General features: G+C 44.9%; 26 protein-coding genes and 1 riboswitch. Of the genes, 21 read left to right on the plus strand and 5 right to left on the minus strand.

Annotated elements, in window-relative coordinates; translation table 11 throughout:
• The first annotated feature begins 105 nt into the window (after positions 1-105).
• The 6 genes from FZD51_RS19105 to FZD51_RS19125 all read left to right on the plus strand — a co-directional run bounded on the left by FZD51_RS19105 (position 106) and on the right by FZD51_RS19125 (position 5,154).
• Complete coding sequence (locus tag FZD51_RS19105) at positions 106-1,476, plus strand: amino acid permease (RefSeq protein ID WP_148976218.1); 1,371 nt, start codon at positions 106-108, stop codon at positions 1,474-1,476.
• A gap of 69 nt (positions 1,477-1,545) precedes the next feature.
• Complete coding sequence (locus tag FZD51_RS19110) at positions 1,546-2,406, plus strand: MBL fold metallo-hydrolase (RefSeq protein WP_148976219.1); 861 nt, start codon at positions 1,546-1,548, stop codon at positions 2,404-2,406.
• 10 nt (positions 2,407-2,416) lie between these two features.
• On the plus strand, positions 2,417-2,551 hold the full coding sequence (locus tag FZD51_RS26710) for a hypothetical protein (RefSeq protein WP_262381001.1): 135 nt from the start codon (positions 2,417-2,419) through the stop codon (positions 2,549-2,551).
• A 17-nt stretch (positions 2,552-2,568) separates the two neighbouring features.
• Positions 2,569-3,201 (plus strand): copper homeostasis protein CutC, encoded by a 633-nt coding sequence (locus FZD51_RS19115; protein ID WP_148976220.1) that lies wholly within the window; start codon positions 2,569-2,571, stop codon positions 3,199-3,201.
• Positions 3,202-3,531: 330 nt separating this feature from the next.
• Positions 3,532-4,170 (plus strand): DUF1232 domain-containing protein, encoded by a 639-nt coding sequence (locus FZD51_RS19120; protein WP_148976221.1) that lies wholly within the window; start codon positions 3,532-3,534, stop codon positions 4,168-4,170.
• Positions 4,171-4,185: 15 nt separating this feature from the next.
• Positions 4,186-5,154, plus strand: coding sequence for an LCP family protein (locus FZD51_RS19125; RefSeq protein ID WP_148976222.1), 969 nt, complete (start codon positions 4,186-4,188; stop codon positions 5,152-5,154).
• 45 nt (positions 5,155-5,199) lie between these two features.
• Here FZD51_RS19125 and FZD51_RS19130 read toward each other — a convergent pair whose 3' ends face one another.
• On the minus strand, positions 5,200-5,664 hold the full coding sequence (locus tag FZD51_RS19130) for a VanZ family protein (protein WP_148976223.1): 465 nt from the start codon (positions 5,662-5,664) through the stop codon (positions 5,200-5,202).
• A 177-nt stretch (positions 5,665-5,841) separates the two neighbouring features.
• Positions 5,842-7,023, minus strand: coding sequence for an MFS transporter (locus tag FZD51_RS19135; RefSeq protein WP_148976224.1), 1,182 nt, complete (start codon positions 7,021-7,023; stop codon positions 5,842-5,844).
• Positions 7,024-7,131: 108 nt separating this feature from the next.
• On the opposite strand from FZD51_RS19135, the gene yeiL reads away from it, so the two are divergent.
• From yeiL to FZD51_RS19170, 7 genes are all read left to right on the plus strand, one after another.
• Entirely contained in the window at positions 7,132-7,803 is a 672-nt protein-coding gene (yeiL, locus tag FZD51_RS19140; protein ID WP_148976225.1) for a transcriptional regulator YeiL, read from the plus strand.
• Between the two features lie 428 nt (positions 7,804-8,231).
• Complete coding sequence (locus FZD51_RS19145) at positions 8,232-8,576, plus strand: avidin-fold protein (RefSeq protein WP_187445828.1); 345 nt, start codon at positions 8,232-8,234, stop codon at positions 8,574-8,576.
• A 120-nt stretch (positions 8,577-8,696) separates the two neighbouring features.
• Complete coding sequence (locus FZD51_RS19150) at positions 8,697-9,719, plus strand: serine hydrolase domain-containing protein (RefSeq protein ID WP_148976226.1); 1,023 nt, start codon at positions 8,697-8,699, stop codon at positions 9,717-9,719.
• A gap of 164 nt (positions 9,720-9,883) precedes the next feature.
• Positions 9,884-10,288: a hypothetical protein gene (locus tag FZD51_RS19155; RefSeq protein WP_262381002.1), complete on the plus strand. Its 405-nt coding sequence runs from the start codon at positions 9,884-9,886 to the stop codon at positions 10,286-10,288.
• 35 nt (positions 10,289-10,323) lie between these two features.
• Positions 10,324-10,884 (plus strand): cysteine hydrolase family protein, encoded by a 561-nt coding sequence (locus FZD51_RS19160; protein ID WP_148976228.1) that lies wholly within the window; start codon positions 10,324-10,326, stop codon positions 10,882-10,884.
• Positions 10,885-11,006: 122 nt separating this feature from the next.
• A complete protein-coding gene (locus tag FZD51_RS19165) occupies positions 11,007-11,333 on the plus strand; it encodes a TIGR04104 family putative zinc finger protein (protein WP_148976229.1) in 327 nt (108 codons plus the stop codon).
• Between the two features lie 52 nt (positions 11,334-11,385).
• A complete protein-coding gene (locus FZD51_RS19170; RefSeq protein ID WP_148976230.1) occupies positions 11,386-12,105 on the plus strand; it encodes a hypothetical protein in 720 nt (239 codons plus the stop codon).
• Positions 12,106-12,135: 30 nt separating this feature from the next.
• Here the strand turns inward: FZD51_RS19170 and FZD51_RS19175 are convergent, their stop codons facing one another.
• Positions 12,136-12,504 carry a group I truncated hemoglobin gene (locus tag FZD51_RS19175; RefSeq protein WP_148976231.1) on the minus strand — a complete coding sequence of 123 codons (369 nt, stop codon included), beginning with the start codon at positions 12,502-12,504 and terminating at the stop codon, positions 12,136-12,138.
• 106 nt (positions 12,505-12,610) lie between these two features.
• Between FZD51_RS19175 and FZD51_RS19180 the strand changes: the two genes are divergently transcribed.
• Positions 12,611-13,009 (plus strand): TIGR04104 family putative zinc finger protein, encoded by a 399-nt coding sequence (locus tag FZD51_RS19180; protein ID WP_148976232.1) that lies wholly within the window; start codon positions 12,611-12,613, stop codon positions 13,007-13,009.
• A gap of 361 nt (positions 13,010-13,370) precedes the next feature.
• Here the strand turns inward: FZD51_RS19180 and FZD51_RS19190 are convergent, their stop codons facing one another.
• A complete protein-coding gene (locus tag FZD51_RS19190; protein WP_262381003.1) occupies positions 13,371-14,567 on the minus strand; it encodes a NupC/NupG family nucleoside CNT transporter in 1,197 nt (398 codons plus the stop codon).
• Positions 14,568-14,703: 136 nt separating this feature from the next.
• Positions 14,704-14,805, minus strand: a riboswitch (purine riboswitch).
• A 621-nt stretch (positions 14,806-15,426) separates the two neighbouring features.
• Between FZD51_RS19190 and FZD51_RS19195 the strand changes: the two genes are divergently transcribed.
• Positions 15,427-16,122, plus strand: a complete 696-nt coding sequence (locus tag FZD51_RS19195) for a hypothetical protein (RefSeq protein WP_148976234.1) — start codon at positions 15,427-15,429, stop codon at positions 16,120-16,122.
• Positions 16,123-16,222: 100 nt separating this feature from the next.
• Here the strand turns inward: FZD51_RS19195 and FZD51_RS19200 are convergent, their stop codons facing one another.
• On the minus strand, positions 16,223-17,635 hold the full coding sequence (locus tag FZD51_RS19200) for a VWA domain-containing protein (protein WP_148976235.1): 1,413 nt from the start codon (positions 17,633-17,635) through the stop codon (positions 16,223-16,225).
• A 199-nt stretch (positions 17,636-17,834) separates the two neighbouring features.
• Here FZD51_RS19200 and FZD51_RS19205 point away from each other — a divergent pair, with 199 nt between their 5' ends.
• The 6 genes from FZD51_RS19205 to FZD51_RS19230 all read left to right on the plus strand — a co-directional run bounded on the left by FZD51_RS19205 (position 17,835) and on the right by FZD51_RS19230 (position 20,672).
• Positions 17,835-18,290, plus strand: coding sequence for a GNAT family N-acetyltransferase (locus FZD51_RS19205; RefSeq protein WP_148976236.1), 456 nt, complete (start codon positions 17,835-17,837; stop codon positions 18,288-18,290).
• A 22-nt stretch (positions 18,291-18,312) separates the two neighbouring features.
• Entirely contained in the window at positions 18,313-18,567 is a 255-nt protein-coding gene (locus tag FZD51_RS19210; protein WP_148976237.1) for a hypothetical protein, read from the plus strand.
• Positions 18,568-19,006: 439 nt separating this feature from the next.
• A complete protein-coding gene (locus FZD51_RS19215) occupies positions 19,007-19,537 on the plus strand; it encodes a hypothetical protein (protein ID WP_148976238.1) in 531 nt (176 codons plus the stop codon).
• Between the two features lie 69 nt (positions 19,538-19,606).
• Positions 19,607-19,858: a hypothetical protein gene (locus FZD51_RS19220; protein ID WP_148976239.1), complete on the plus strand. Its 252-nt coding sequence runs from the start codon at positions 19,607-19,609 to the stop codon at positions 19,856-19,858.
• 85 nt (positions 19,859-19,943) lie between these two features.
• Entirely contained in the window at positions 19,944-20,288 is a 345-nt protein-coding gene (locus tag FZD51_RS19225) for a cell division protein FtsK (RefSeq protein ID WP_148976240.1), read from the plus strand.
• A gap of 129 nt (positions 20,289-20,417) precedes the next feature.
• Entirely contained in the window at positions 20,418-20,672 is a 255-nt protein-coding gene (locus FZD51_RS19230) for a hypothetical protein (protein ID WP_148976241.1), read from the plus strand.
• The last annotated feature ends 139 nt before the right edge of the window (positions 20,673-20,811 follow it).

The following is a 20,811-nucleotide window of genomic DNA, read 5'->3' on the forward strand; positions in this document are numbered from 1 at the left end:
CAGGAGATTGGGGATGCCCCAGTCTCTTTTTTTATTTTACTAAAGCTTTATGTTCAGCACTTCACATCAGGGGGTCAGACCCCATTTTAAGAGGAGGAATCAGGAATGGCACAGCAGGAGTTAAAAAGAGATTTAGCCAACAGGCATGTACAGTTGATCGCGATTGGCGGCACGATCGGGACAGGGTTGTTCCTTGGGTCCGGAAAAGCGATCCAGCAGGCCGGCCCGTCCATCATCCTCGCGTATCTTCTCGTCGGTACAGCCCTGTTTTTTGTGATGAGGGCGCTCGGGGAGCTTCTGCTCTCTAAAGCGGGCTATCAGTCTTTCACAGATATCGCTGAGGACTATCTCGGACCGCGGGCGGCATTTGTGACAGGCTGGACCTATTGGTTCTGCTGGATCATGACCGCGATGGCCGATGTGATCGCAGTCGGCGTCTATGTCCAATACTGGTTCGACATCCCGCAATGGGTGCCGGCCGTTATCTCCTTGATCATTCTGCTAGGATTCAATCTGCTGACGGTCAAGCTGTTCGGGGAGCTGGAGTTCTGGTTTGCCCTAATAAAAGTAATTACGATCCTTGGGCTGATCGCAGTAGGCATCTTCCTGCTGATCACCGGATTTAAGACCGATGCGGGAACCGTTTCGCTGAGCAATCTCTGGGAACATGGCGGAGCATTCCCGAACGGGGCGGCAGGCTTCTTATTTTCCTTCCAGATGGTCGTCTTTGCCTTTGTCGGCGTGGAGCTCGTGGGCGTATCGGCAGCGGAAACGAGCAACCCGCAGAAAAATATCCCGTCTGCCATCAATAAGATCCCGCTCCGCATCCTGTTTTTCTATGTGGGCGCCCTGATCGTCCTTTTGTCGATCAATCCATGGATGGACCTGAATGCAGCAGAAAGCCCATTTGTAAAAACATTCAGCCTTATCGGAATCCCGGTTGCGGCAGGAATCATCAATTTCGTTGTTCTGACATCAGCGGCATCTGCCTGCAACAGCGGATTATTCTCAACGAGCCGGATTCTATTTAACCTAAGCAAAAACAATCAGGCACCGGCACGCCTGAACAAGCTGAACAAGCAGCATGTGCCGGCCAATGCGCTCTGGCTGTCAGCCTTGGTCGTATCCGTTGGAGCTCTTTTGAGCAAGCTTTTGCCGGGGCAGGCCTTTGCCATTGTGACCACCATCAGCGCAATCTGCTTCATCTGGGTATGGGGCGTCATCCTGATCTGCCATCTGAGGTATAAAAAGGCGCGCCCTGAGCTGCATGCGGCATCTGCATTCAAGGCGCCGTTCACTCCATTAGTGAACTATCTCGTCCTTGCATTGTTTGCGATGATTCTCGTCATCATGCTGATTGCTGAAGAAACAAGGCCGGCGCTCCTGCTGACGCCAGTTTGGTTCCTTCTGCTGTATGTGGTTTATTTTTACAGAGGGAAGAAGAAAGCAGTGCTTGCGGTTAAAGAAGTACATTAAGATGGCCATGATCATCTCCCTGAATTATGCTATAAAGAAAGTGCATAGAAATCAGCCAAAGGAGATTGAATGATGGAACAGGAATTGATTCTATGGTCAGACAGAATTTCGTATTTAACACCTGTTGGCCCGACAGACAGGCCGATTCTGATGGCTGTCTCAGGGGACAGGCATACCTTGATGATAGATGCCGGCAATTCAGCGGCACACGCAAAGCTATTTTTGGAAAAATTAAAAGAAGCGGTTAGGCCGCAGCCAACTATGGCAGCCATTACCCATTGGCATTGGGACCATATCTTCGAGCTTGAATCCCTGGATATTCCGTCGATTGCCTCTGTTGATACAAGGGTGGAGATGGAAAAACTGGTCCCATTTAAGTGGGATGACCAATCACTGGACGAGCGGGTTGAGGAGGGAATTGAGATCCAGTTCTGTGCGGACGCAATCAAGCAAGAATTCCCGCAGCAGGAACGGCCTATCCGGATCAGCCTGCCGGACATAACATTCATGGATGAAATGACGATCGACCTTGGCGGCATCACCTGCGTACTGAAGCAGGTGGGCGGAGACCACGCCCCTGATTCTGTCATTATTTATATAAAAGAAGAGCGGATGGCCTTTCTGGCAGATGCGACTGCGCCGAAGATGTATGCGCCAACCTGGCGTTTTACGGCTAAAGCAACACTCGACATGCTTGATAAAATTGAGATGTTCGATGCAGATACGTATATCATCTCCCATTGGAAGGCTATTACAAGAGAAGAATACCAGGCGGAAGCGAGCCTGCTCCGGACTCTGTCCCACTTAGTTTCGGCTTACGAAGGCGATCAGTACAAGATGAAAAAAGGGCTTGAAGCGTTTTGCGGCCGGCCGCTTACCAATGAAGAACAACAAACGCTGGTGTACTTTGTGAATGGCTATAAAGGATAGGGGGATGAAGATGGCGAAAAAGAGATGGCTGGTGATCCTGCTGCTTCTGTTAATTGCAGCAGGCGTATTGGATATTCTATTCGAAGGGCTGTTTTTTCAAATGCTGCCCGATTCAATCCAAACTAATTTAAGGGAAATGCTCTAAGCCGAAAGGATGAGAAGATGCTGAAGGAAGTGTGTGCAGAAAATCTGACACTGATTCCCGAGAAGATCAGTAAAGGCGCCCAACGCGTGGAGCTGTGCGATAATCTCTCGGTCGGAGGGACAACTGTCAGCCATGGGGTTGCGGTGAAAGCAATTGACTATTGCCGCAGGCATAACACGGGAGTCATGGCGATGGTGAGGCCGCGGGGCGGAGATTTTGTCTACAGTGCGGAAGAAATCGAGATTATGAAGGAAGATATTATTCATCTTAAGCAGCTCGGCGCAGATGGAGTGGTTTTCGGCTGCCTGACGGAGGATGGCTGGATTGATGAGGGGGCAATGAAAGTTTTATTGGAGCTTGCGGAAGGGCTGGAGACTGTCTTTCATATGGCGTTTGACCATATCCGGCAGGACAAGCAGCTGCAGGCAATCGACTGGCTCGCGGAGCATGGTGTGGCCCGGATTCTGACGCATGGCGGGCCAGCTGATTCAGGGATCCTGGAGAATCTGCCGCGTCTTCAGGAGTATATGGAATATGCTGCAGGCCGGATTACGATCATGCCGGGCGGCGGGATTACGGATGAGAATCTGCCTGAGATTGCAGCGGAGCTGGATGTTCGGGAGGTTCATGGGACTAGGATTGTTGGGTAAGTGCGAAATAGTGGGAGGGGAGGCCGTGCTGGGAGCGGTCTCTTTTTTTGTGTTCCCGCAAGGTGGGCAGGTAGCAAATATATCGTGAAAGTCGCAAATAAAAATGTAAAGTCGCAAATATACTTCAGAAGTCGCAAATATATCCCGAAACTCGCAAATAAACTCAAAAACTCGCAAATAAGCACCAGGAACCTCTTTTTACCAGCTGAAAAAACCCCCTCACGAACAGAAAATGCTCTATCCCTGCACTCCCTCACGAAGTGTGTTGACAAAACGTCAACACACTCTGTAATATTGATAGAAGTGATATAGCTAGAAAGGAAAGAGAGCATGGCAGAGAATAGCAAGGAAATTGGCGGGCTTTTGAAGGGGCTGCTGAAAGAGCAGTCACTGTCGATGAGGAAGCTGGGCCAGCTGGCAGGGATCGATCCAGCGGTGATCTCGAAGATTGTCAACGGAAAGCGCAAGGCGACCCCTGAGCATCTGCAGCGGTTTGCCGAGCATTTGAGTGTTCCGATCTCCAGATTATATGAGGCCGCAGGCTATCCGCTCGGTCCATCGTCAGAGCGCAATGACTCGATTGGCCAGATTCAGGATATCCTCGAAACGGCCCATCTGATGGACGGGGAGTTCCGTCTTGAGGATGTGAAAGAGGAACTGGCAAAATATGAAGAGCTTTCACAGACAGGCGAAGGGACCGGCAAGATTCTCAGCCAGTTTGATGACAAGGTTAAAAAAGTGGCAGGCATGGGACCCTTTATCCAGCAGCTGCAGGACATGTACGAGAAGTTTTCCCTGAAAAAAGGGACAAAGACGGAGCTTGCCCTGATGGGAGGAGCCCTCCTTTACTTCATTGCCGCTGTTGACTGCATCCCGGATTACCTCTTTCCGGTCGGATATTTAGACGATGCCGTGGTGATCCATTGGGCCATGAATGCCCTTCCGATGAAAAAAACAAAGACCATATAAAGGATTGGAGATAACATGAGCAGACTAGCACGCAATAAAAAGAAAAAACGCGGATGGAAAGCATTCACTGTTCTGCTGCTGCTGATTGTGGCAGCCGGCGGCTATTTCGTCTACCAATACCAGGCGGGTGTCGACATGGCTGACCCGGTGAAGGCGAAGCAAAAAGAAGAGGATATTGAGTTCAACGGGGTGAAAAGCCTTGATGATAAGATCAATGTCCTTTTGCTTGGAGTCGATGCACGTCCGGATGAAGAAAAGTCCCGCACAGACTCTATCATGGTCGCACAATATGACCCGAAGGAAGGAACGGCCAAGGTTATTTCCGTCATGAGGGATATCTATACAGAAATCCCGGGCTATAAAAATTATAAACTCAATACCGCCTTTTACCTGGGCGGGCCGGACCTGCTCCGCGAAACGCTGAAAAATGATTTTGACCTTGATATTGAATATTATGCCCTGATCGATTTTAAAGGATTTGAAAAAGTGGTTGACGCCCTTGCTCCCGAAGGAATAGAAATTGATGTGGAGAAGAAGATGTCCGCCAATATCGGCGTCTCCCTTGAGCCGGGGCTTCAAAGGCTGAATGGTCAGGAATTGCTCGGATATGCCCGCTTCCGTAAAGATGCAGAAGCCGACTTCGGCCGGGTGCGCCGCCAGCAGCAGGTCATCAATGCCATGAAGGACCAGCTCCTGAGCGCAAATGGCGTCCTTAAGCTGCCGAAGATGCTCGGCACCGTCCAGCCGTATATCCAGACAAACCTGAAGGGTGCAGACCTCCTGGGGCTTATGAAGAGCCTCGCTCTGAAACAGCCGGAGACAGTGGAAACCCTGACCATCCCCGTCGAGAATTCATATACAGACCAAAGATATGACGGAATCGGACTGGCGCTTGATATAGACTTTGAACAAAACACAGAAGCCATCCAGGCGTTCCTGGATGGAGAACCAGCCAGTGTTGAAACCGGCACAACCGCTGAATAAAGAAAGAGCTGCAGGCTTCCTGGGGGGAGTGCTGCAGCTTTTTCTTTATCTTAACATCCTCCCGGCAAACCCTGACCTCCAGATCCCATATCCTATCAAAGCACCAAGCATATTCAGAATATAATCATCGATATCAAAGCTTCCTCTTCTCGTAATAACCTGTATGATTTCTATCGTTATAAGCATGGCCGTCGTGGAGACTGTAAACAGGATTATGCTATTCGTTTTCCTTATAAAGAAAGGAAGATAAACACCCATTGGCATAAACAAAACAAAATTGCCTAGGAGATTTTTAATAGGTATGTCCATGTTCATCCTTCCATCCGATAAGGCTTGAAGATACATACTGATTGTTTTGAAGGGGATGAAATTTGAAGACTGCCTTATATAGTCTGTTAATGACATGCCGTCCCAGGCAAATCCCCTCGAACCTAAGAATAATATAGATGCTAACAAAAGTAAGTAAACTATGAAGCTAAAGCTAAAAACAATCTTGAGTGCCTTTTTCATTTTTTCCTCCGATAAAACTTTATTACATTCTCACACTATTAGACGAAAGAAAGTGCTGGCTGGTTTTCAACATCTTCTGAGATGACTAAATTGACATCAAATAGCCTTAGGAGGTATGAGATCTCCTAAGGCTTTTGTGTGGTACAAGCCACGTTTTCGATAACGGAAAAAGCAGGATTAACCAGCTAATTGTCCGGCAGCCACATCTTTCCGGTACGCCATCCTCCGATAAACCAGCGCCACAATCAGCGAAGGCACTGTACACACCAGCATCCCGAGGAAGGCATATCTCGGCTCAATCTCATACAGGTACCCGCCAAAGATGGTGAATACTGCTGTACTCCAGCTGAGGGCGAGCGCAGAGTAGATGCCCTGGGCGATCGGGACATCCTTCGGCGGGATGTACTGGATCATGTATTTCATGAATGCATAATGCCCCATGGCGAAGGAGAGAGCGTGCAGCAGCTGCGACACCGAGAACATCGCTACATTCGGGAAGGCGAACACAAGGATCCAGCGAACGGTGCTGCCGAGAGCCGCTAGTGCCAGCAGGGAACCTGGCGAAACATTGCGGAAGACGCGGTCGGCGACAAGGAAGAACAGGATTTCTGCGACGACCCCAATATTCAGGATCGCTCCGATCAGGTATTTCGGCGCGTCGATTTCCTGCAGGAAAATATATCCATAATTGTAATAAGAAGCATGTGCCGCCTGCAGCAGGATGACGATCACGAGCACAATCCCGAAGTGCTGGGCCTTGAATGGACTCAGCAGCGAGCCTCTGCTCCTGGCGTCCGCCTTTGGCTTCTGGGACAGCACATCAGGAGCCTGCATCATTCCCAGGCAGGTTAGCATAAATACACCGAACAGCAGCCCCCAAAGAATGAAGCCGTCCCCGAACCGGCCAGTGAACATCGTCAGGATCAGGCCGCTGATAATGAACCCCAGAGATCCCCATGAGCGGCTCTTTCCATAATTCTTCAGCTGCTTATGCTGCACAAGCACACCGGCAGCCGTGTCCATTGCAGGCATCAATGTCGGATAAAAGAAGTGCAGAAAAAGCACTGCAGCAAGCAAAGTCGAATACGAATCAGCCGGGATACAAAGCAACAGGATAACGAACGTCCCTATGCCCATTCCATTGATCAGTACCTTGCTGCTGAATTTACCTGACAGATAGGGGAAGGCAAACAGCGTCGACAAGCCGCGCACCACAAGCCCCAGGCTCATGATCAGGCTCGCCTGGCCAACCGTCATTCCCTTTGTATGGATCATCCATCCGGTCCAATAGGGAAGAAAGATTCCCCAGGTAAAAAAGAAACTGAAAAATTGTCTACTCATCCAGCGTTGTGAATTCATCGTTCATTCCTCCAATGATTGCATCATACCAAGAGGAAAAGTAAAATAATATGAGATATCTCATATTTCTGAGGTTATTTTGAGAGAAAAAGGAAGCGGGGATGTAAAATGAAAAAAGTTCAGCAGAAAGACAAGCAGCGTTACCTTGAGAAGCACAGCATTGCCCATCTTTTCTCATTTCCTATCGAAGAAGGCATCGAAGTCCACGAATACCAGCGCGACGAATGGATCATACGCGAAGGTATGCGCCCCGATTACCTCTTCTATGTTATCGAAGGAAAAGCCAAAATTTACATCACCTATCAAAACGGCAAAGTCTCTCTCATCAATTTCATTAACACTCATGACTATATCGGCGAGATGGAGCTTTTACATGAGGTCTACTACACAAAAGGCATCCAGGCCTCCACCCGCACCATCTGCTTTGCCATCCCCCTAAATCAATACCGTAATCAAATGCTCGAGGACACACTATTCCTGCGCGAACTCACCAAATTCCTCAGCCTCAAAGCCACCCAGATGTCCGCAAAATACTCCCAAAGCCTCGCCTTCCCGCTAGAAAACCGCCTTGCAGACTTCATCCTGCAAACAGCGGACGGGGATGTATATAAAGAGAAGCATGTGACCGTCTGCGACTTCCTGGGAGTTTCCTATCGGCATCTGCTGCATGTGCTCGCTCAGTTCTGCCAAGAGGGATACCTGCACAAAGAAGGAATGCGATATCTAGTTGAATCGCGGGGAAGGCTGGAGGAATTAGCTGGGGTTTTGAGGAATGGGTAGGGCCAAGGGGACAGGTCCCTTGGCTCATTTTCAGAATGGGCCAGGGGGTCTGTCCCCCTGGCTTACTAATGTTTCATGTGAAACATTCTGAATTGTAAAAAATATAATACAGCTTCCCTAATCAGGGTTAAGAAGTGGGTTCAGGAAATTGCAGTAAGATGTTAATTTTAGTCCTTTTATTGGATGCCTATCATCATTCAAAAATAATGTGGCAGTGAAGTAGATATAGTTAAGAATCGGATTGGCCAATTGGAGCGGTGAGTCTGAGGTGTGAGAAGGAGTTCGGGCAATTTTTTGAGTGGAGGAACAGGAAAATAAAGGGGTAAAGGAGAAAAATAGTTAGAGTAGTACCCTGTTCCATTGTCTCAAAAGTGTCTGCATCTACATGAAATAATACACTAAATAACGCCAAACAGGAGGGAGAAACAATGATCAATTATGATGGACGTTCTTTTGTGTCGGTTGAGAATACAGAGAATGGAGAGGTTTCCTCAAAGACTTTCTTTGTCTATAGGCAGGAGGGGCATATCATCTCGGCAGCCTATGGCGGCGGCGATATTGTACAGGGGGCGCTGATCGGGATTGTGAAAAAAGATGGCTGCCTGGAATTCCGGTATAATCACGTGAACAGCAGGGATGAAATCAGAGGCGGAAAATGTGTTTCTACTCCTGAAATATTGCCGGACGGAAGAATCAGGCTGTATGAAAAATGGCAATGGCTTGATGATGAAAGTACTGAGGGGAGTTCAATCATTGAGGAAGTTGTTGTGTGAAACTCATGATATTAGAGTGGTATGAGAGAACTTGGTTCTAATAGGGAGTCAGGTTCTTTTTTTACAAAGAAAGAGCGCATACTCATAGTGATTGTATAATTGTATAAAAAGGAGTGTGGAATGGGACTTCATACTATCAATATTAAGGAACGGATGAATTATTATCAGGTAAAGGGACTGAGCCTGGTGCTGATTGAAGATGGCCAGATCAGTGCGGAGGAGCAGTATGGCCTGAGGGAAGCGGGCACCACTAATTTAGTTCAAGATGATTCCATTTTTAATGCCTGCTCGATCAGTAAGTTTCTAACGGGGATGCTTGTTATGGTATTAGCGGATCGAGGAGTTCTTGATTTAGATGAGGATGTAAACCGCAGGCTAAAAAGCTGGAAGGTTCCTGATGGTAGATTCACTGATAAGAATAAAGTTACTTTGCGCCAGCTGCTCAGCCATCAATCAGGAGTAGTGGACCCTTATGGCAGTTTTTCAGAACTTAATTTGAACGATGAAGTGGCCTCAATAGTTGAGTTATTAGAGGGAAAGACAGCTTATTGCAAGGTCCCTATTGAGGTGGCATATGAGCCAGGGAGTGAATTTCATTATTCAGATGCCGGCTATTGCATCGTGCAGCTGCTGATTGAAGATGTGACTGGAAGATCATTTGAGGATCTCGCATATGAGTTGATTTTTGAGCCTTTAAAAATGGAGAACAGCTCTTTTCCAAGGATGATTTCGGGTAAGAATTATGCTTGCGGACATGACAAAAATGGACAGCTGATAGAGGGAAAGTACTCTGTCTATCCATATCCAGCGGCATCTGGGCTATGGACAACCCCTGCAGAATTAGCCGGGCTGGTTATTGAGTTGATGAATGCTATAAATGGTGAGAGCAAAATAGGTCTCTCTGCAGAGAAAGCAAAGGAAATGATCCAGCAGCAAGGCAAAGACTGGGCAGGTCTGGGTGTGTTTTTAGACGGATCGGAAAAAGAGCTTGAAATCTCCTCTCTTGGATGGGGAGTCGGCTTTCAATGTATGATGGCTGCTTATCCATATAAGGGGACGGGCCTTGTCATCATGATGAATACGGACTCGGGGGTTCATCAGATGAAGGGGATTATTGGGGAGATTTATCGATCTTTATTTTGATTCAGTAGGCTGCGTACGGCCTTTACATACTTGAAGTATCAGCCATAGCAAAGGTGCCTGTTCCCAATTTGGGGACAGGTCCTTTTAATACCGGCTCCAAGAAGGAAATTCACCTTTCCCTGCCGAAATAGAGCTTTAAGCGGAAAATGAAAGTGAGGATGACAATGCTTGAAGTCTATAATCGCTTAGACGTATTCACCAAAATGCATGATGAATTCATTCGCGGCTGGAGCCATGCTATGAAATCAGGGGATACATTCCTGGTGGAAAGGATGGCCGATGATTATTATGTGGCCTTTTTCAGTGGTGAAAGTAAAAAACCAGTCTTTTTCACGAAGCAAGAAGCTGTAGATGGCATGGGACAATCAGTCACACATTTTCTTGGGGCTGAGAAGAGGTTTGAAAACAGGGTCATCAGACTAAGAAATAACGAAAATGCTGTCGTGTTTTATGAACAGTTGATTGTGAAGGATGGGGAGATACTGGCAAGGTTGTTTACCATTGAAAATTGGGGCCTGATTAACGGGAGATGGATGGTTACAAGGGAGATAGAAGAAGCAGTTAATTAGCCAATATCATTTTATATTTGAGAGGGGAAATCATTTTGAAGCAGACATTATTGGTGATTGATGCCCAGCAGGCATTGATTGACGGAAGTCATGGTGAGAGCAGTCCGGTTTTTAATAAAGAGCAGCTGATCCGAAATATCAATCTGGTTATTGGCAAATCAAGGGAAAAGGATATTCCGGCTGTTTTTGTCAGAGACCTTGATATTGCAGGAGGGGAAGGAGAAGGATTTCAGGTCCATAACGGGATTCAGGTTCCTGAGGATGCGGTGATTTTCAATAAGACGGCCACTAACTCCTTTCATGGGACAGGGCTCTTAGAGCATTTGCGTTCCCAAGAGATTGAACATCTTGTGATTATGGGCTGTGCCACACAGTACTGCATTGACACTGCGGTCAGAACGGCGACAGTCAGCGGCTTTGATGTCACTTTAGTAGGTGATGGCCATTCAACAGCGGACAGTGATGTGCTGCCGGCCGAACAGATCATCAAGCATCATAACAAGACCCTGCATGGCCATTACAATGTGGAGCATTTCTCCGTTGTCAGGAATGCCGAGGAGGATCTGTTCAGTCCTATTCATGATTCACATAGGTAAGAGCCAGGGGGACAGGTCCCTTGGCTCTTTTTGAGGTTGGGCCATGGGGCCTGACCCCCTGGCACACAACAGAAGCTTCGAGCGCACAGAAGTAATTGTAGATAGATAGTGGAAGTTAAAGAATGGGTGGTGTTAGTTCTTTGCAAAAATGTAAGAAATGCCATGCGCCATTCAGCTGGCGGCAAATATATCGTATTTTATGGAGAGAGGTAAGCCAGCCAGTAATATGCGATAAATGTGGCTCTGAACACTATGTAACATTGGGGGGAAGGCTGGTAAATACTTTTTTGGCAATAGGGCCATTGACTATTTTTGCCGGTATCATAGCTCCCTTTGACAACATTTATTTAGACCTCGGCGGTGGAATTCTGCTGGCCTTTTTAGGTTCACTGCTGGTTCCTTATCTTACAATATTAAAAGTTGATGGTGAAAGTTTGTATTCAAACTAGAGAAAATTTTCTTTATAAATAAAAGCCAACGGTTCGATAAAGGAGTGGTTGTTTGGCCAAAAAGCTTAGCCTTTTGTCCATTTTACTGGTTTTCGTATTGTCTGCTTGTTCTAGCATCAAAAATGCAGTCGGCGGATGTCCGGATGCAGAGATATCCTGGGTAGATGTAGTGATGATAAATGGCATTAAATACGAAGGTGAAGATGAAGGATTATCGGAAGGAGAAGCTCCGGAAAAAGGGCAAAAAATAGGTGAAGTTAAGTATATGTTAGCAGACAACGCCTGTTCCAATCATAAGCTGAAAAATGGAGATGCTGCATTTCTGCCTGTTGGAACAGAAATTTTTGAAATCGCCGGGTATAGATCTGATTTCAGAGTGCTTGCGGGTAATAAGGTTTATCAAGTAAGTGAAAACAAGAAAGCGAAGACAATCTCAGAACTATTAGCTATAGAAGGCAAGGTGAAGAAGATGAGCCTTGAAAGCGACTATGATGGCAGCCACGTATCTGATTTTACTGAGCAGGAAACAGAGGACTTTATGGAAGGCTTTCTTGCGCTGGAGTATGCAGGTTATGATAAAGTTCACAAGAAAATTACCAGTGATAATAGGGCGTTTTTGAGGATTCACCTGATGGATGGTTCGTCTTTTAACTTTGTTTATTGGCCGGATGAAAACGTATTGAATTTGGGTGCTTTTGGGACAGAGGAAATGAAAGAAATTGTGCTTGGCAGGAAAGGGAGCCAAGGGGACAGGACCCCTGGCTCTTTTTGAGGTTATGCCACGGGACCCGACCCCTTGGCCTCATTTATAAATGATATCGTCCTTAAGCGCAGCAACCTTCTCAAGCGCCTGGCCAATATCAGCTTCTTCGACGCCATAATGGGCAAGGGCGTCATGAAGATGCGTGGCGATTGCATTAAAATGCTCAGGCTGGATATCCATCCCTTCATGGGCCTTTGCCATCGACTTGCCCGTATAGTTCTTAGGGCCGCCAAGGGCAAAGCTGATGAACTTCGTTTGATGCTGCTTCTGCTTTTTGATGTCTGTATTCACAAAGAAATGCTGAACCGTTTCATCCTTCAGGACCAATTCCTCGTAAAAATAATCCACTACCTTCGCAACAGCTTCTTCTCCGCCTACTTTTTCGTATAATGATTGTGATTGGGCCATATGTATTCCCTCCAGAGTTTATTCACTTTTAGGTTTTCCAAATGGGTAGAGGCTATTCGTATGGAGCCAAGGGGACAGGTCCCTTGGCTCTTTTTAAAGGTGGGCCATGGTACCTGACCCATTGGCTCAAACAAGGAATATCGCATCTAAATGTAGAAGAATAGAGAAGGTTAAAAAAACGGGTGGTGCCAGCTCTTTGCAAAAATGTAAGAAATGCCATGCTCCATTCAGCTGGCGTAAAATATATCGAATTTTATGGAGAGAAGCAAACCAATCAGTAATATGTGATAACTGTGGCTCTGAACACTATGTGAATTTAGGGGGAAGGCTGGTAAATACTTTTTTGGTAATAGGGCCTTTGACTATTTTTGCTGGGATCATAGCTCCCTTTGACAACATTTATTTAGATCTTAGCGGTGGAATTCTGCTGGGGTTTTTAGGTTCACTGCTGGTTCCGTATTTTACAATATTAAAAGTTGATGGTGAAAGGTTGTATTCAGATTAAAGGGGACTGTGTAGGTATTTCTTTAGAAAGAGCCAAGGGGACAGGTCCCTTGGCTCTTTTTGAGGTTGGGCCATGGGACCCGACCCCTTGGCTCTTAAGTTTATGAACAAAATGATTAAAGATGATAAATTTATCTCCGTTGCTCAATTATCTATGGGTGAGGCATCCAAGGAAGTTGAATATACAACATCTAAGACTATCATTAATCCCTTCGATATGTTGATTTCTTCCATTGTTAATCAGTTAAAACTGGATAAGAAATAGGTGCCTGAGCCAAAATATGCAAGCTTTAAAGTATGTTTGGTCAGGCACCATTCTAATTGTCAGTTAAAATTATTTCAAATACAGAGGTTGTTTAAGATCAGATAAACATATTTACAAAAATAGCAGTAATAAAGCTTGCCATTGTTCCGGCGATAATGGCTTTAAAACTCAGGGAGGCAATTAATTTTTTCTTAGAAGGTGCCAGGGATCCAAGGCCGACAATTAATTGCCCGATAGTAGACAGGTTTGCAAAATTACACAATGCCACAGATAAAATCGCAACAGTTTGCGGATTTAGCTGCTCTTGTATTTTGAGGAGGTCCTGGAAAGCAATGAGTTCATTGGCGGAAAGCTTTGTTCCGATAATAGAGGCAGCACGAAAAGCATCTTCAATAGGAATCCCGACAAGTAAAGCGAAAGGATAGAATACATAGCCAAATATAGTGGCTAAATCCGTACCGATGATGCCTAGTATGCCGTCTGCAAGTGCCAGTATACTAATAAACGCAATAAGCAAACCACCAATATTAGCGGCGAGCTTCACTCCGCTTATAGCTCCTTCTGAAAGGGCCTCAAACACATTTGAGTGTTCTGCTTGTTCCATTTTGACATCTTCAGCCGTTTCAGATGGTTCGGTTTCAGGTTCCATGATTTTCGACATGACGATAGAGACAAAGGGTACAGAGAAAACAGAAATGAGCAGATATTTAATATCAATACCCATTTGAGCATAAGACAAAAGAATGGCACCACTCGCTGAAGCTGTACCTCCAACCATAACGGTGAACAATTCCGACCGTGTCAGCTTTGCCAGATAAGGCTTAATAAGTAACGGGGATTCTGCAACTCCCAGCATCGTGTTGGCTACTGTATTAAAGGATTCAACACGGGTGGTGCCAAACACCTTGCCAACCACCCAGCCGAGTCCGCGTACAACGATAGGGATGATCCGTAAATAATATAGAACCGAGACCAAAGCAGAGATAAAGATGATAACAGATAATACCTGAATGGCAAAAACAAATCCCACATTTGTTCCTTCCGCAAAAAAGCCGCCAAATAAGAAATCAATGCCAGCCTGGCTATAGTTCATGACATTTTGCACGCCATGTGCAATTTTTTCAAGAATCCAGCGGCCAAGGGAAACATTGAGCATAAAGTAGACGAAAATCCCTTCCAGCGCCACACCCATTATAATCGTGCGCCATTTTATGGATTGTTTATTTTTACTGAGGAGCCAAGCTAAAAACAGTAATCCCACTAAGGATAATAAACCATATATGATATTCATCATTAACCTCCCTTAAAATAGCTCCATTGGCGACCCTTATTATTGTCAGATGTCTGACCTTTTATAAAAAAATAAAAAAGGTGCATTCTCTCAATCTATAAAGAAAGAAGAGAATGCACCCGGGTACATATATCCCATGCTGCGCTCTAACTTTCCTTATAGTCCGGCATTTTACGGCTGCCGGGTAGAGACTTATGGACCATATTTCCATATTTATATAAGGATCGTATGAAGTTGATTTTTGAATTCTAACAGAGGATTTTCAATTAAACAAGAAGTTCGTAAAAAGTAATATAATACTGAATTTTTTAAACATCATCTATTGAACATATCAAAATTAACGTTTGAGACTTCAAACAATCTCTAGGAATCCTTGAAAACGGATAATGGAGCCATGGGGACAGGTCCCTTGGCTCTTTTTGAGGTTGGGCCATGGGACCCGACCCCTTGGCCTTGCACCATGCCAGCGAAGAAAAAGCAGCAAACTGGCTGGACCAGCTGCAGCAAGAAGGCCGGTATGGCAAGGACGTGTGTGCAGGAATTTGAACCAGGGGGGACAGGTCCCCTGGCCCGTTTTGGTCAGGGAGCCTGTCTTTTTTTGAACCGGGGGGACAGTCCCCTTGGCCCATTACAAGAAAAACTCAGGCTGATCAATGCCTGAGTTTATTTACCGGCTTTTTTGGAGGAATGCCCTGCTGTTGGCGGCTCCAAGTACTTTGCAGCCAATGAGCCAAGGGACCTGACCCCTTGGCTCCCTGTCCTTTTTATCACACAAAAAAATTGTATCGTTTAAGGTGTAACCTTCGTCTAATCAGTATGATGCGTCTTTATTTTCAAAGCGCTTAAAACAAGGGGTGAGGGTTTGTATAAAAAATTTTGTCTTATTTCCATCATAGCGGTTCTCATATTGTCCGCTTGTTCCAGCATGGGAAGAGTGGCAAAGGATTGCCCGCCAAATGCAGTGATAGAGTGGATAGATGTATTAATGGTGAATGGAATTAAATACGAGGGGGGAGATGAAGGCTTATCAGAAGGTGAGACTCCGGAGAAGGGTAAAAAAATTGGTGAGGTTACATACACATTAGCAGATAATGCCTGCTTAGGTCATAAACTGAAAAATGGAGATGCTGCCTTTCTGCCTGTTGGAACAGAGATTTATGAAATTTCCGGATACAGGTCCGATTTCAGAGTGCTTGCGGGCAATCAAGTGTATCAAGTAAGTGAAAACAACAAAGCAAAAATACTCTCTGATCTATTGGATATAAAAGGGAAGGTAGCGAAGATGAGTCTGGAAAGTGATTATGATGGCAGCCATATCTCCGATTTTACAGAGAAGGAAACAACAGATTTTATGGAAGACTTTCTTTCGCGGGATTACGTCGGATTTGATAAAAATTTTAAGAAGATTAAAGGTGATAGGAGAGTGTTTTTGAGGATTCATCTTAAAGATGGCTCGTATTTTGGGATTGTTTATTGGTTAGATGAGAATGTATTGAATGTGGGAGCTGTTGGGACAGAGAGGATGAGGCAGATTGTGATAGATAGGAAAGAACAGTGATGAATAGATTGGATAGGTGCTGCTCCCACATGTTCTGTAGTTTTAGCATGTGGAGGCAGGCAACCATTATAGGGTGAGCCAAGGGACCTGTCCCCTTGGCTTACCGAATCAATCCCCCGCTCCTCGCCTTCTTCACCCATTCCGGATACTCCTGCATCAGTAAGTCATAAAGCTCTTCTTCCGCTATCGCCTTCGGGTCTTCGACGCTGAAGAAGTCGGCATTGTCGAGGTAGCGGCCGTCCATGTTGTCCAGTTCTTCGAGGAAGGTGAAGTCTGATTGGAACATGGCCTTGAAGAATCCGCGCCTTCCTTTCTTTTTACTTGCGTCGCGGTTGGATTTGCCGATGGCCATGAATTGCCAGAAAATCGGCTCGTAGGAAGAGTTCTGGATGTGATTCCGCGTTTCACGTTCATCAAAGGTAGCCCCATCAGTTACAAACATGACGTATACAGGCATATTACGGGCTTCCGGACTGGAGCGTTTTCCCGCAGATCCGAAATAATGCTGGCGAATTTCTTTCATTACTTTCCCGTAATAAGTACCGCCTTCTAGCGGATAAGCCTGGTTCAGCCTTTTTACAAAGCCATCAAAATTATCAATGGTCAGCTCATCGGCATGATGGGCATTTTGGCCGAACAGGAAGATATCAATCGAGCCATCGTCATCGAACCTTGTGCCAAGTGCCAAAATCCGCTCGGCAAATTCCTGGATCTTCCCTGAACGGTACAGGCCTGTCATGGAGCCGGAAATATCGAGGCATAATGCCACCTTGGCGCTATGGTCCTGAAGGCCAGCCTTTTCAAGGGACACTTTCACTTTTTTTGAGAGATCGAGAATTTTTGGTGCCTTCTGTTCCATCTTCTTTTCCAGCATCACTTTCTTGCTGTTGGCCGGCTGCTGTGCCGGAGCAGGCTGAACTGGCACTGTTTGTTGGACGTGAGGCTGGACTGGTGCTATTTCTGGAGCAGGCTGCTGCACCTGTCCGCTCTCGTCTTCTGCCACTTCACCGCCAAAATGCCGAAGCAGGGCGGCCAGTCCTCCATCAAATCCTTTTCCCACCGAGGCAATCCGCCAAATATCCTTCAAGTATACCTCGCCGATAATGATTGCTTTTTCATTTTGGAAATCGCTGCCTGAGAAGTTGTACTGCAAAATGGGCTGTCCGTCCGCTTTCACAGTGAGGGTACCGGTTGAAACCAACGACATGGTACCTTCCCCGTCGATTGCCGCCGTAAACACTAGGTTCTTTACGGACGGATGCAGCTTGTCCAGATCGATTTCATATGTACCCGCGCCGCTGCTGTGGGCCTTCATGCTGATCTCACCGGCTGGTGACTGCAGCTGATTATAAAAGATCATATATCTGTCATCCGAAAGCTTCTTATCTCCATCCAGGCCGAAACATGTAACATCAACCTCCATCCCGGACTGGACTTCCACCGCAACCTCAAATTGTTTAGAAGAACTAGAGTCATTAAGCTTTGCTCTCTCACCGCGCACTAATAGTCTCATAGAAAAACTCCTTTTAATCTCTTTTTCTGTATTTTACACATTGTGGCAATTCATTTCCAATGTGAGCCAGGGGGACAGGTCCCTTGGCTCTTTTAAAGCGTGCCAAGGGACCTGTCCCTGCGGCTGCAAAAAATTAAAGGGAATTATACCCAGCAGCGAGAATAAATTTGGTTAAGCATTATATAAAGGGGGACTGCTCATGTATCAATATTTCAATGGATTGGTCATTAGGGAAGGCACTGAGGGTGTTCCTGCTGATCAGGTTGAGGCACTTTTCGAAGATGCCGGATGGGCAAGGAATACGCCATCCTGGCAGAAAGAGAAGTTTACTTTGATATTTCAAAACTCAACCTGGGCATTTACAGTTTGGGATCAGAACAGAATGATTGCAATGGTACGAGTGATTTCTGACCAGATCATGGCTGCAAATATAATGGATTTGGTTGTTCTATCAGAATATCGCGGAAGGGGCATAGGAAAAAAACTTGTTGAACTATGTGTACAGAAGCTTCCCCATGGTGATTGGTTCGCACATACCTCAGCAAACAATTTTAAATTCTATGAGACCTGCGGTTTTGAAGTGAAAGACTTATCCCAGAATGGCACCTGTGCTTATTATGGATATATACAGGCGCGCAAAGATGGGCATAGGTAAGAACCAGAGGGGGCGGTTATTTGTGAGCAGCTTAGAGAGGTTTTTTGGCAAAAAGAATTTGGAAAAGATTAATAACAGAGTGATTTGGATAGGAATACTGATTGCTGTTGTAAATTTATCTTTTGAGCCTCTTCAAAGAAAATTAGATCTTATTGTGCTGGGTGTATTTTCTGCATTTTGCTTAATAGCTTTTTTAACTTATTTTAGAAATCACAAATTAAAAGCTGGCACTGCAATTGCATTAATGGCTGCCATGTATGCAGTGTATATTTTTTAATAATGGGGCCGCTTTTAATAAGCCGGACTTTATGCGTTTAGCGGGACAAATAAGCAAAAGACTGAGGAGAAGAGTGATTTGAGGGATTTATTGAGATGATTTCTTATAGCACAGGCAATTATTACGGGGATTATCGTGTACTCTATACAACAATTATCCGATTCAGTTAAAGCCTCTGCAGCATTTATAGTAGCTATTGGAGGAGAACTAAGCTGGGGAACTGAATTTGGAATCTCAACATTGTCTTTGTTTTTACTTATTGGAGTTGCTGGGTTAGAGATATTTTGATAGTAAATAAGAAATAATCTTCAGGATATAGCCGTCTTGATTCCGAATAGCCGTTTTTGGTCTTTTGGACAGCTGCATGCCCGGATTAGCAATGAGGTATTGGATAGGGAAAATAAGCAAGTTATAAAGGCTTCACGGGGGAGGCTGATTTATGGCAGGTAAGAATAAAATTTTTCTTTATGGTATCCTGGCAATGTTTTTAATACCGTTGATGTATTATGCCCTGAATAAAGAGTATGGCAATGATAAAGAGTCCATTTTGAAGGTGATCAGATCCATAGAGGGATATAACTCTCAGGCTATAGAAATTTTAGAAATCAAGGACATAAATAATGAGAGGATCGTTCCTTTTTTAATTCATAGTGATCCTGGTTATATTCAATTCACCAAGAATACTAGAGGGAATTATGAATGGCAACATATTGAAAAGGCGGGTAATCAAGATTTAGCTTCGTTCCTGGTCCATCTTCGAGGCGATGAGATGCCAAATTTAATGTTTCTGTTCGTGACTAATAGAGATAATGAGATTGCAAAAGTAGAGTTTGATGTGAACGGTAAAGTGTTTAATAAGGAATTTAAAGTCAACGAGGATTCAGCAGCCTGGATTGATTTGCCTATACTTAAATCTGCGGAATATAAATATAGGTACTATAGCAAAGATGGAAATTTAGTCAAGGAATAGAAGGGCAGGATCTCTAAACAGGGTATTCCAGCTACTGTTAAAGCTGGTAAGAGATGATGGAGGGATTTTTTGAAAAGCAAGTTAGGTTTGTTTTCAACGATATTTTTTTTAATTGGATTATTAACGTATACTGCTGTTTTGTTTGGCTATGATAACTTGCTCTTAGCCGGGGTGATTTTATCTGCGATTGGGCTGATCTTAGGTTTATTCGCTGAAAAAGGGCGTTACAAAAAGATTGGCTTAACCGGTAACGGATTCATCCTTGTCATTACCATTATTATTCCTTTTATTGTAACTAATTTCTTTTGGAACAGGCCTTAATGGGCCAAGGGGACAGGTACCTTTGCTCTTTTTTAGACTGGGCCAAGGTACCTGTCCCTGCGGAATTCTTAAAGCAGGTGAGAATATGACATTTGGTAAATTGATTCATTTCCTGAACAGGATGAAGCATATGGACATTTTGGGTGATAGGGATGAGGACTTGTCGGAACAAGAGAAGGATTATATTGAAAGAATTAAAGGGCAGAATCCGTATGGAATTGCTGGGCTGATAATGGGAGGCGTTGCGTTTGCTATTGGACCTCAATACGGCTTTATTCCGGTTATAAATCTTATCTTTTGTTCCATAACCTTTTTTACTTTTGACAAAGACAAAGAAGATAACCGCTGGACGTTTTATTTGGGAGTCATTCTATCTATATTTGGACTGTACATGTTTGTTACAGGGCAAACTCATGAGTTGATATTTTAAGACATTTCGGGCCAGGGGGTCGGGTCCCTCGGCTTTTTTTGAAGATTCGCCGAGGGGTCTGTCCCCCTGGCTCTTTGGAACTTATTGTGTCTCAACTCGTATAATTTAAAAGGAGAGGAGGAATTCACTATGAAGAAAGTGTTTGATTTTAATTATGAGGGACATCGTATTCAAGTGGTTAATTCCTGGTTTTTTGGCGAGAAGTTATATGTTGATGGTAAATTGCAGGATGAGAATTTAGGGGTCGCAATTAGAGCAACTCTGGAAGGTGTACTTAAAAGCAATGATAATTTAACCAAAAACATAAAGGTGACCCTTGGCGGTATCTTTACAGTAAACTGCAAGGTCTTTATTGATAATACTTTGGTTTTTAGTAATAGGTAATGGGGAATAGTGGAAAAGTCATATAGACTAAAGAATCCGTTTACTGAACTGAAGACTTGGGACTGATTATTATTATCCTAAGGGTCAGCCTTCCTGTATTAATAGAATAATTCAGATCTGCTGCCAACTTCGGTGGCTT

Source organism: Bacillus infantis (assembly GCF_008180445.1).
In the GTDB taxonomy this organism is placed as follows: Bacteria; Bacillota; Bacilli; order Bacillales; family Cytobacillaceae; genus Bacillus_AB; species Bacillus_AB infantis_B.